The following is a 10,237-nucleotide window of genomic DNA, read 5'->3' on the forward strand; positions in this document are numbered from 1 at the left end:
GGCATGTCGCCGATTTCATCCAGAAACAGCGTGCCGCCATCGGCCAGTTGCAGTTTGCCGCTGCGACCTTTCTTGTCCGCCCCGGTATAGGCGCCGGCGCTGGCACCGAATAGCTCGGCCTCCAGCAGGGTATCGGGAATGGCCGCCATGTTCAGGCTGACCAGCGGCTTGCCTGCCCGTGGCGAGGCAGCGTGAATGGCGTGGGCCAGCACTTCCTTGCCGGTGCCGGTTTCGCCCAGCAACAACACTGCCCCTTCCAGCGGTGCCGCCAGCCGCGCCTGGCGCTTGACCTCGCTGATCAGCGGGCTGTCACCGACAAAATGTTCAAAGCTGTATTTGGCACGGCGCGCCTGCGCCAGTGATTCGCGGGTCGCGGCCAGTTCCTCGGCCAGACGGGTGAATTTGGCCACCAGCGGAGCCAGTGACTGGATCTTGTCAAACAGGGCAAAGCCGACCGCACCAACGGTACGTCCTGTTGCATCTTTCAAGGGCAGGCGGGTCACCACCAGCTGGTCGTCGCCGGTAGCCATGATGTCCAGCAGCATGGGCTCGCCGGTGCGCAGGACTTCGCGCATCTGGCTATTGGGAATGACGTTTTCCACCGGCTGGCCCAGCGCGCTTTGCGGATCGGCAAAGCCGAAACGTTCGGCATAGCGGGCATTGATCCAGATGATGCGCGCCTGTGCATCCACAATGACCGTTCCCTGGTAGATATCGTCCATATGCTGGAACAGCGACTGCATCGCCCATTGCCGGACGTGATCATAATCTGCCAGTTCGGTAGCGGAGTGGGGCACGGTCTGTCCTTGGCCAAGGTGGATGCGGCAGATTACCACGCAGCTCGGGCGCATCGCCAAGCTGCGTGGTCGGCTTGCAATATTATATAAATATATATAATATAAATCATGCAAAAACGCCGAGGAGCTTTCCATGAGTCATGACTACACCGCATTGGCCCGCGATCTGGGTAGCAAGCTGGCAGAATTCCGCCGCGAAATACCCGAAACCATGAAGGGCTTTGGCCAGATGAGCCGCGCCGCCCATGCCGACGGCGCGCTCTCCAACAAAACCAAGGAGCTGATCGCGCTGGCTATCGGCATCGCCAGCCGTTGCCAGGGCTGTCTGGCCTTCCACAGCAAGGCGCTGGTGGAGCTGGGCTGTACTCGCGCCGAATTCATGGAAATGCTGCAGGTGGCGGTCTACATGGGGGGCGGGCCATCGCTGATGACCGCAGCCGAGGCCTTGCAGGCTTTTGAAGAGTTTGGTGGTGAGAAACCGGCGGCTGCCTGATCTGGCACAGCAAACGCATGCCCCAATAGCAAAGCCCCGCATTGCGGGGCTTTGTCATGTCTGTGGCCGGCTCAAATCGCCAGGATGGCGGCTACCACGCGGCGGTCTTCCGCCATCAGGATGTTGAAGGTGCGACAGGCGGCCTGGGTATCCATCACATCCACGCCGATGCCGGCATTGACCAGCGCGGCCATCAGGCGCGGGTGGAAAAAGCGCAGGCTGGCGCCGGAGCCGAACAGCACCAGCTCAGGTTGCAAATCCAGCAGCATGTTGAAATGTGACTCTGCCAGGCTGGAGAAATCAGCCACACCCCAGGGCTGTACGCTGTCCGGCGTCACGATCAGGTTGCCGTCGTGGCGTTCGGCATTGATCAGCACATGGCCTTCGCCATAACCGGTAAACAGGTTTTTGCCCTGTCCCAGGGCCTGATGCATTTTCATGGGCTCGCTTTCCTGCAAGGGTAATGGTGGTGCTGGTGTCTGGTGTTGCGACACGGTGCGCAAGCGCGCACTCCGTAATGCAGTGCAGCACGGTTTGGGATAGGATTATACCCTGACCTGCCGTTGCCGGACGGTGTCGCCAATGGCCGGGACAGACAAGGGACTCTAATGAAAGACAACAAACCGCGCCGCCGCAAGACCGCCGCAGTGTCCGGGGCGCGGCCCGTGACGGAAAAACAGGCCACCATGCAGCCAGTACACAAATCGCAGAAGCTCGCCAATGTTTGCTACGACATCCGTGGCCCGGTGCTTGAGCATGCCAAGAAGATGGAAGACGAAGGCCATCGCATCATCAAGCTGAATATCGGCAATCCTGCGCCATTCGGTTTTTTTGCGCCGGATGAAATCATCGAAGACGTCATCGTCAACCTGCCGTCCGCCTCCGGTTATTCCGATTCCAAGGGCCTGTTCGCCGCGCGTAAATCCATCATGCATTACGCCCAGGAAAAACAGCTGCCCAATGTCAGCATGGACGACATCATCATCGGCAATGGCGTGTCCGAGCTGATCGTGATGGCCATGCAGGCGCTGCTGGACAATGGCGACGAAGTGCTGGTGCCGGCACCGGACTATCCGCTGTGGACCGCCGCCGTCAGCCTGGCCGGTGGCAAGGCGCTGCATTATGTCTGTGACGAAGAGCAGGGCTGGTTCCCCGATATCGACGACATCCGCGCCAAGATCACCCCCAATACCCGCGCCATCGTGGTGATCAACCCCAACAACCCCACCGGTGCCGTGTATCCGCCGGCACTGTTGCAGCAGATTGTCGATCTGGCGCGCCAGCATCAGCTGATCATCTACGCCGACGAAATCTACGACAAGGTGTTGTACGACGCAGTCAAACACACCTCCATCGCCGCGCTGGCGCCGGATCTGCTGGTAGTCACCTTCAATGGCCTGTCCAAGAACTACCGCGCCTGTGGCTATCGCGCCGGCTGGATGATTCTGTGCGGCGAGAAAAAACATGCGCGCGACTATATCGAAGGCCTGAACATGCTGGCCTCGATGCGGCTGTGTGCCAATGTACCGGCGCAGTTTGCCATCCAGACTGCCTTGGGCGGTTACCAGAGCATTGACGACCTGGTGGCGCCCAGCGGCCGGCTGGCCCGCCAGCGCGATCTGGCGCACAAGCTGCTCACCGACATTCCGGGCGTGACTTGCGTCAAGCCGCAGGGTGCCTTGTACCTGTTCCCGCGCTTGGACCCCAAGGTCTACCCCATCAGCGACGACCAGCAGTTCATTCTGGAACTGCTGCAGGAAGAAAAAGTGTTGCTGGTGCAGGGCAGCGGGTTTAACTGGATTGCGCCGGATCACTTCCGCGTGGTATTCCTTCCTAACTCGGATGACCTGATCGAAGCGATAGGTCGCATCGCCCGTTTCCTGGCACGTTACCGCCAGCGTCACGGCACGGCCTGATGCCCGATGCAGCCGGCGGCGCAACAGCCCGCCGGCTGTGTCATCCGCGTGAAGACCTCCTGGCAAGCCGGTATGGCCGCCTTGCCAAGAGGCCGTCGGCCCGGGACAAAACACTAGAGACAGACATGGAGATGGTAATGAAACCGATCAATATTGGCCTGATGGGCGTGGGGACTGTCGGTGGCGGTGTCGCCACCGTACTCAAGCGCAATGCCGAGGAAATCGCCCGCCGTGCCGGCCGCGAAATCCGGCTGACCATTGCCTCGCGCCGCAATCTGGAGCTGGCACGTCAGCTGGTGGGCGATGAGGTCAAACTGGTTGCCGATGCCTTTGCCGTGGTCAATGATCCGGAAGTCGATATCGTGGTCGAGCTGATCGGTGGCGACACCGTGGCCAAGGAACTGGTGCTCAAGGCCATTGCCAATGGCAAGCACGTGGTGACGGCCAACAAGAAGCTGCTGGCGGTACACGGCAATGAAATCTTCGCCCGCGCCCAGGAGCAGGGCGTGATGGTGGCCTTCGAGGCGGCCGTGGCCGGTGGCATCCCCATCATCAAGGCGCTGCGCGAGGGCCTGTCGGCCAACCGTATCGAATGGATCGCCGGCATCATCAATGGCACTTCCAACTTCATCCTTACCGAAATGCGCGAGAAGGGTGCCAGCTTTTCCGACGTACTGGCCGAAGCCCAGCGCCTGGGTTATGCCGAAGCCGATCCCACCTTCGACATCGAAGGTCACGACGCCGGCCACAAGCTCACCATCATGGCGGCACTGGCCTTTGGCATCCCCATGCAGTTCGATAGCTGCTATCTGGAAGGCATCAGCAAGCTGGATGGCGTGGACATCAAGTACGCTGAAGAACTGGGCTATCGCGTCAAGCTGCTGGGCTTCACCCGCCGCACCGATGCTGGCGTGGAGCTGCGCGTGCATCCGACGCTGATTCCGGAAAGCCAGCTGATTGCCAACGTCAACGGCGTGATGAACGCCGTGCTGGCCAAGGGCGATGCCGTCGGCCAGACCCTGCATTATGGTGCGGGTGCCGGCGCGCTGCCGACCGCCTCGGCCGTGGTGGCTGACATTGTCGACGTGACCCGCCTGCTGACCGCCGACCCGGAACACCGCGTGCCGCATCTGGCCTTCCAGCCGGACCAACTGAAAGACCTGCGTATCCTGCCGATTGACGAGGTATACAGCTCTTACTACCTGCGTATCGGCGCTGCCGACCGCGCCGGTGTGCTGGCCAATATCACCGGCCTGCTGGCGGAAAACGACATCTCCATCGAAGCGCTGATCCAGAAGGGCTCGGCCAGCGAAGGCAATGCCGAAGTGGTCATCCTCACCCACCGGGTGCAGGAAGGGGCCATCAACGCGGCCATCGCCGCCATCGAGGCACTGGACAGTGTGGCTGGCAAGGTAGTGCGCCTGCGCATGGAAGAACTCAACGACTAAGGCATTCGCCCCGTCATTGCCGACGGGGCGGCGACTGGATGGTTGCAATGGCAAGACTCTGGATGAATGGCGTAGGCATGGCCTGTGCCCTGACCGCTTCGGCGCTGTATGCCACGCCGCTGACGCCCGGCCAGCATAATCTGCTGCAGGGCTTCCTGATGCGCGGCTGTCTCAAGCGCACCCCGGCATCGGACGGGGTGGCCGAGCACTCCGACGCCCAGGTCCAGAAATACTGCCAGTGCGCCAGCGAGCACCTGGCCAACACCTTTACCTCGGAAGAAGTGATGGGGGTGTTGACCGGGCAGATCCGCAAGGACGATCCGCGCGGCAAGAAGCGGCTGGCAGAAGCCTCCGCTGCCTGTAGCCGTCATCTGGATGCCAGTAGCGCCGACTGAGACCCAGCTACCAAAATGGAAGACATCATGTCCACTCTCTCCCAACGCTTGCTGCTGTCACTGCTGCTGTTGCCACTGTCTGCCTGGGCCGATACGGCCAGTGGCAGTCTGGCGGACGATCCCAGCATGGCACCCTATGTGCAGAACTTCAGCCAGCTGATCAGCAAGGGCTGCATGACCAGCTTTGCCAATGACAGTACCAAGCTCAAGCAGCTGGAGCAACAGCTTGGACATGCCATTACCCAGCAAAACCGCAGCAGCTACTGTAGCTGTGCCGCCGACAAGGCCATGCAGGCACTGACCATGGATGACCTGAGCGAAGCCGTGGCCAATAGCATGTCCGGCAGCGGCAGCAATACCTTCAAGGCCTTTTCACCCGAGATCAAGAAAAAGATCGTCAAGGCCAGTTTTCAATGTCTGGACAGGTTGACCAACTGATCATGAAGTACCTCAGCACACGTGGCGGCATGCAGCCGCAAAGTTTCAGCGACATCCTGCTCATGGGCCTGGCACCGGATGGTGGCCTGGCGTTGCCGGAAAGCTACCCGCAGATCAGCCGCAGCCAGCTGGATGCCTGGCGTGGTCTGTCTTATGCCGAACTGGCCTTCGAAATCATCCGCCTGTTCGCCACCGACATTCCCGAGGCCGACCTCAAGGACATCGTCGACCGTACCTATACTGCTGCGGTGTTTGGCAGTGCCGACATTACCCCGGTCAAGCGCCTGTCCGATGGCCTGGTGATTCTGGAACTGTCCAATGGCCCGACGCTGGCCTTCAAGGACATGGCCATGCAGCTGCTGGGCAACCTGTTTGAATATGTGCTGGCCAAGAAAGGCCAGTCGCTGAATATTCTGGGTGCCACCTCGGGCGATACCGGCAGTGCCGCCGAATACGCCATGCGCGGTAAAAAGGGTATCAATGTCTTCATGTTGAGCCCGGATGGCCTGATGAGCGCCTTCCAGCGTGCACAAATGTTCAGCCTGCAGGATGCCAACATCCACAACATCGCCATCAAGGGCATGTTCGATGACTGTCAGGACATCGTGAAGGCGGTGCAGAACGACCACGCCTTCAAGGCCAGATACCAGATCGGCACCGTCAACTCCATCAACTGGGCCCGCGTAGTGGCGCAGGTGGTGTATTACTTCAAGGGCTATTTCAACGCCACCAGCAGCAATGACGAACAGGTCAGCTTCTGTGTGCCGTCCGGCAACTTCGGTAATGTCTGCGCCGGCCATATCGCCCGCCAGATGGGCTTGCCGGTGCAGCGCCTGATTGTGGCCACCAATGAAAACGACGTACTGGACGAATTCTTCCGTACCGGTGTCTATCGCCCGCGCGGCACGGCCAATACCTATGTGACTTCCAGCCCGTCCATGGATATTTCCAAGGCCTCCAACTTCGAGCGCTTCGTGTTCGACCTGCTGGGCCGTGATGGCACAGCGGTCAAGGCGCTGTGGGCCGATGTCGATGCTGGCAAGGGCTTCGATCTGTCTGCCAAGCTGGCCGATGCAGCCAGCAAGTTCGGTTTTGTGTCCGGCAAAAGCAATCATGCCGACCGCCTGGCCACCATCCGTGCACTGGACGCCAGCGATGGCGTGGTGGTGGATACCCATACTGCCGACGGCATCAAGGTGGCACGCGCGTTGCGTCTGGCGGGTGAAACCGTGGTCTGCCTGGAAACGGCGCTACCGGCCAAGTTTGCCGATACCATCCGCGAAGCGCTGGACCGCGATCCGCCGCGTCCGGCTGGTTTTGATGGTCTGGAAGACCTGCCGCAAAAAGTGGTGGTATTCGACGCCGACGCCGCACGGGTCAAGGCCTTCGTCGAACAGACACTGGCCGGCTGAAGTTTGCCCATCTCAGCCAGACAGGCTCCGTCAGGAGCCTGTTTTTCATTGCAGCTTGCAACTGTTGCCAGCTTTGCCACTCTGATGGCAGTCGGCTTGTGCCGATACGCATTGGCAACCGGACTGGATACAATGGCAGGATGAAATTCCCTTATCTGTTTCTGAGCATGCTGCTGTCCAGCATGGTGTGCGCTGCGGCCAACCAGGACATGGCGGCGCTGGAAAAACTGGCCGACCGCTTCATGCAGCAGGAGGTCAGCCAACGCCAGGCCAGCTACAAGCTGGGGCGGCTGGATCGGCGGCTGGTGCTGCCCGCCTGCAGCAGCCCCAAGGTGGATTGGTCCAATACCGCCCAGACTAGTGGCAATACCAGCCTGGTGATTGTCTGCCCCGACAGCGGCTGGAGTATCCGGCTGCCGGTGGCTGTCAGTGAAAAGCAGTTGGGGGTGGTACTGACCCGCTCGGTGGCGGCCGGCGAGGTGCTGCAGGCCGGGGATGTGAAACTGGTGGAAATGGCCAATCCCGCGATGGCGCGCAATGTCATCAACAACGTTGACCTTGCGGTGGGCCAGAGCATGCGCAGCGGGGCCCCGGCCGGCAGCTGGCTACGCAGTTTCATGGTGCATGCCCCTTATGCGGTGCGCGCCGGGCAGCCAGTGAAGGTGTCGGCGGGTGGCGACGGTTTCAGCGTTCTGTCCGAAGGCACGGCCAATGGCAATGCCGCCGTCGGTGAGGCGGTGTCGGTCCGGCTCAGTGGTGGCCGGGTGGTGCGCGGAATGGTACAGCCGGATGGCACCGTCAGTCTGTCCTACTGAATAAAATTTCAAGAGATTGCTTTTTCAGCCGATAATAGATCAAACCCCTCGTTAGTTTGGAAGGTCCCACCATGAAAATCGACAACTCGGGCAGTGCGGTTGGCGCCTATGCCAACCAAAGCAAGCTGGCCAAGCGCGATGCCGGCACGCAAGCCACTGCTGCCAGCTCGGCCCCGACCGATAGCGTGGAAATCAATCCGCTGGCCAGCCGTATCAGCGCACTGGCTAGCCAGGCAAGCGATAGCGAACCATCGTTCGATGCCGCCAAAGTGGATGCCATCAAGAGCGCCATTGCATCCGGCAGCTTTTCGGTCGATCCGGGCAAGATCGCCGACAGCCTGATCGCTTCCACCAAAGAGTTGCTGAACCAGTAAGCCCGGCAAAATGGTTGACGCTGCCATGAATCAACAACAAGGCTTTGCCGAGCTGTGCCAGGCTGAAACGGCCCATGTGCTGCGCCTGGTGGAACTGCTGCAGCAGGAGCAGCAGGTGATGATTGCCGGTCAGGTGCATCTGCTGGAAGCGCTGGCTGACAGCAAGAGCAAGGTACTGGACGAGTTGGCCAGACAGTCGCAGCAGCGCGGCCAGTTGATGAAGACGCTGGGCCTGTCTGATAGCGATACCGTATATATCTGGCTGGCGGACAAACCGGCCGAGCGCCAGGCCTGGCTGGCCCTGGAAGACCAGATTCACCGCGCCCAGGGCATCAACCAGCTCAATGGCAGCTTTATCGAGCAGCAACTGGGGCAGGTCGAAGAATCGCTGGCAGTTCTGCGTCAGGCAGCTGCCGCGACACTCAGCTATGATCGTGGCGGCCAGCAGCCGCAACCGGTAGGCGGTCGCCGCTTTCTCGGTTCAGCCTGAGTCTGTTTTCTCGCTGTTTCTCCCGCCTGCTGCTGCGATGTGGTGGGCGCATCTGCCCCTTATGTGGTATCTTCGCCGCTAGGCCTGAGCAAACCACCATCCAAAAATCTGATGACCCTGATTTCCCTGATATTTGCGCTGGCACTTGAACAGCTGCGCCCACTGGGCAACCGCAACCGCGTCTGGCATGTGTTTACCCGTTATGCCAATCATCTGGAACGCAACCTGAATGCCGGTGCCAACCGGCATGGCGTATTTGCGTGGATGCTGGCCATCCTGCCGCCGGTGTTGCTGAGCCTGCTGGTGTATTACGCCCTGTATGCGGCCAACCCGCTGCTTGCCATCCTGTGGAACGTGCTGGTGCTTTATCTCACCATGGGCTTCCGTCACTTTTCCAGCGCTTTTTCCGAGATTTCCCTGGCTTTGGCCGAGGGGCGTGATCTGGATGCACGTATCGCACTGACGCGCTGGACCGGTTTGCCGGCAGCAGAATTGTCGGTGGGCGAGATTTCACGGCTGGCCATCGAGCAGGGTGTGGTAGACAGCTATCGTCACGTGTTCGGCACCATGTTCTGGTTCGTACTGCTACCGGGACCGTCCGGTGCCTTGCTGTACCGTCTGTGCAGCATGCTGGGCCAGAAATGGGGTGGTCGTCAGGCTGAGGAAGACCGTTTTGGTCGCTTTGCCGGCAGTGCTGCTGCCTGGCTTGACTGGTTGCCGGTGCGTCTGACTGCAGCCAGCTTCGCCGTAATGGGCGATTTTGAAGACGCGGTTTACTGCTGGCGCTCGCAGGCGAAAACCTGGGGTAATTACGCTAACGGCATTCTGCTGGCCTCGGCGGCTGGCGCGCTGGGCGTCAAACTGGGCGATCCGCTCCGACAGGATTACACCATCAAGTTCCGGCCTGAACTGGGCCTGGGCGACGAGGCTGATCCAGGCTTTCTGAAAAGTGCCGTCGGACTGGTGTGGCGCTCGGCCCTGTTATGGTTGTTTGTCGTCCTGTTGCTCAGCGTAGCCAATCACATGGCCTGATGCCTGCCAACCGCCGCCCGTGATGGGCGGCGTTGCCATTTCAGCACGGCCATGTTCATGAACAAGGGGATGCGTCGCCCGCTGCGCCGCCATCACCCAACCGAATTGCAGGAGCACACACATGCTGTTTTCCGAACTCGGGCTGTCGCCCGAGATTCTTCGTGCCATTGAAGAACAAGGCTATACCGAGCCTACCCCCATCCAGGCCAAGGCCATTCCGCTGGTATTGTCTGGTCGCGATCTGCTGGCCGCTGCCCAAACCGGTACCGGCAAGACTGCCGCTTTCATGCTGCCCATCCTGGAGCGGATGAAGAAATTCGCCAATACCAGCGTATCGCCGGCCATGCATCCGGTGCGGGCGCTGGTGTTGTCGCCCACGCGTGAACTGGCCGACCAGATCGGCGTCAACGTCAAGACCTATACCAAGTATTTGCCGCTGCGTGCCACCACCGTATTCGGCGGCATGAATATGGACCCGCAGACAGCCGAATTGCGCCGTGGCATGGAAATCGTCATCGCCACCCCGGGCCGCCTGCTCGACCATATCCAGCAGAAAACCATCCAGCTGAACAAGGTGGAAGTGCTGGTGCTGGACGAAGCCGACCGCATGCTGGACATGGGCTTCAT

The 10,237-nt window shown here is 60.5% G+C and carries 13 protein-coding genes; 11 read left to right on the plus strand and 2 right to left on the minus strand.

Annotated elements, in window-relative coordinates:
- Positions 1–797: sigma 54-interacting transcriptional regulator (locus tag EAY64_RS18920; RefSeq protein WP_305000385.1), on the minus strand; the 797-nt coding region annotated here is incomplete at its 3' end.
- 133 nt (positions 798–930) lie between these two features.
- Between EAY64_RS18920 and EAY64_RS18925 the strand changes: the two genes are divergently transcribed.
- Positions 931–1,290 carry a carboxymuconolactone decarboxylase family protein gene (locus tag EAY64_RS18925; RefSeq protein ID WP_103526268.1) on the plus strand — a complete coding sequence of 120 codons (360 nt, stop codon included), beginning with the start codon at positions 931–933 and terminating at the stop codon, positions 1,288–1,290.
- Positions 1,291–1,361: 71 nt separating this feature from the next.
- On the opposite strand, the gene EAY64_RS18930 is transcribed toward EAY64_RS18925, so the two are convergent.
- Positions 1,362–1,730, minus strand: coding sequence for an Mth938-like domain-containing protein (locus EAY64_RS18930; RefSeq protein WP_103526269.1), 369 nt, complete (start codon positions 1,728–1,730; stop codon positions 1,362–1,364).
- A gap of 246 nt (positions 1,731–1,976) precedes the next feature.
- On the opposite strand from EAY64_RS18930, the gene EAY64_RS18935 reads away from it, so the two are divergent.
- The 10 genes from EAY64_RS18935 to EAY64_RS18980 form a co-directional block, all read left to right on the plus strand.
- Complete coding sequence (locus EAY64_RS18935; protein WP_103526277.1) at positions 1,977–3,206, plus strand: pyridoxal phosphate-dependent aminotransferase; 1,230 nt, start codon at positions 1,977–1,979, stop codon at positions 3,204–3,206.
- A gap of 137 nt (positions 3,207–3,343) precedes the next feature.
- The gene (locus EAY64_RS18940; RefSeq protein ID WP_103526270.1) at positions 3,344–4,654 is read left to right on the plus strand and encodes a homoserine dehydrogenase; all 1,311 of its coding nucleotides are present in this window, start codon (positions 3,344–3,346) and stop codon (positions 4,652–4,654) included.
- Between the two features lie 47 nt (positions 4,655–4,701).
- Entirely contained in the window at positions 4,702–5,049 is a 348-nt protein-coding gene (locus tag EAY64_RS18945; RefSeq protein ID WP_147456247.1) for a hypothetical protein, read from the plus strand.
- Between the two features lie 27 nt (positions 5,050–5,076).
- Positions 5,077–5,487, plus strand: coding sequence for a hypothetical protein (locus EAY64_RS18950; RefSeq protein WP_147456248.1), 411 nt, complete (start codon positions 5,077–5,079; stop codon positions 5,485–5,487).
- A gap of 2 nt (positions 5,488–5,489) precedes the next feature.
- A complete protein-coding gene (gene thrC / locus EAY64_RS18955) occupies positions 5,490–6,899 on the plus strand; it encodes a threonine synthase (protein WP_103526273.1) in 1,410 nt (469 codons plus the stop codon).
- Between the two features lie 140 nt (positions 6,900–7,039).
- Positions 7,040–7,714, plus strand: a complete 675-nt coding sequence (gene flgA / locus EAY64_RS18960) for a flagellar basal body P-ring formation chaperone FlgA (protein WP_226034195.1) — start codon at positions 7,040–7,042, stop codon at positions 7,712–7,714.
- A gap of 71 nt (positions 7,715–7,785) precedes the next feature.
- Complete coding sequence (flgM, locus tag EAY64_RS18965; protein ID WP_103526274.1) at positions 7,786–8,088, plus strand: flagellar biosynthesis anti-sigma factor FlgM; 303 nt, start codon at positions 7,786–7,788, stop codon at positions 8,086–8,088.
- Positions 8,089–8,113: 25 nt separating this feature from the next.
- Complete coding sequence (locus EAY64_RS18970; RefSeq protein WP_158604737.1) at positions 8,114–8,578, plus strand: flagella synthesis protein FlgN; 465 nt, start codon at positions 8,114–8,116, stop codon at positions 8,576–8,578.
- Between the two features lie 111 nt (positions 8,579–8,689).
- A complete protein-coding gene (locus EAY64_RS18975; protein ID WP_103526276.1) occupies positions 8,690–9,610 on the plus strand; it encodes a CobD/CbiB family protein in 921 nt (306 codons plus the stop codon).
- A gap of 121 nt (positions 9,611–9,731) precedes the next feature.
- On the plus strand, positions 9,732–10,237 hold a 506-nt coding region (locus tag EAY64_RS18980; RefSeq protein ID WP_122081973.1), incomplete at its 3' end, for a DEAD/DEAH box helicase.

Origin of the sequence: Aquitalea palustris, from assembly GCF_003693445.1 — a bacterium.
GTDB lineage: Bacteria > Pseudomonadota > Gammaproteobacteria > Burkholderiales > Chromobacteriaceae > Aquitalea > Aquitalea palustris.

Coding starts and splice junctions, on each gene's coding strand:
- EAY64_RS18925 (WP_103526268.1), top strand. CDS start 931: ATGAGTCATGACTACACCGCATTGGCCCGCGATCTGGGTAGCAAGCTG.
- EAY64_RS18930 (WP_103526269.1), bottom strand. CDS start 1,730: ATGAAAATGCATCAGGCCCTGGGACAGGGCAAAAACCTGTTTACCGGT.
- EAY64_RS18935 (WP_103526277.1), top strand. CDS start 1,977: ATGCAGCCAGTACACAAATCGCAGAAGCTCGCCAATGTTTGCTACGAC.
- EAY64_RS18940 (WP_103526270.1), top strand. CDS start 3,344: ATGAAACCGATCAATATTGGCCTGATGGGCGTGGGGACTGTCGGTGGC.
- EAY64_RS18945 (WP_147456247.1), top strand. CDS start 4,702: ATGGCAAGACTCTGGATGAATGGCGTAGGCATGGCCTGTGCCCTGACC.
- EAY64_RS18950 (WP_147456248.1), top strand. CDS start 5,077: ATGTCCACTCTCTCCCAACGCTTGCTGCTGTCACTGCTGCTGTTGCCA.
- thrC (WP_103526273.1), top strand. CDS start 5,490: ATGAAGTACCTCAGCACACGTGGCGGCATGCAGCCGCAAAGTTTCAGC.
- flgA (WP_226034195.1), top strand. CDS start 7,040: ATGAAATTCCCTTATCTGTTTCTGAGCATGCTGCTGTCCAGCATGGTG.
- flgM (WP_103526274.1), top strand. CDS start 7,786: ATGAAAATCGACAACTCGGGCAGTGCGGTTGGCGCCTATGCCAACCAA.
- EAY64_RS18970 (WP_158604737.1), top strand. CDS start 8,114: ATGAATCAACAACAAGGCTTTGCCGAGCTGTGCCAGGCTGAAACGGCC.
- EAY64_RS18975 (WP_103526276.1), top strand. CDS start 8,690: ATGACCCTGATTTCCCTGATATTTGCGCTGGCACTTGAACAGCTGCGC.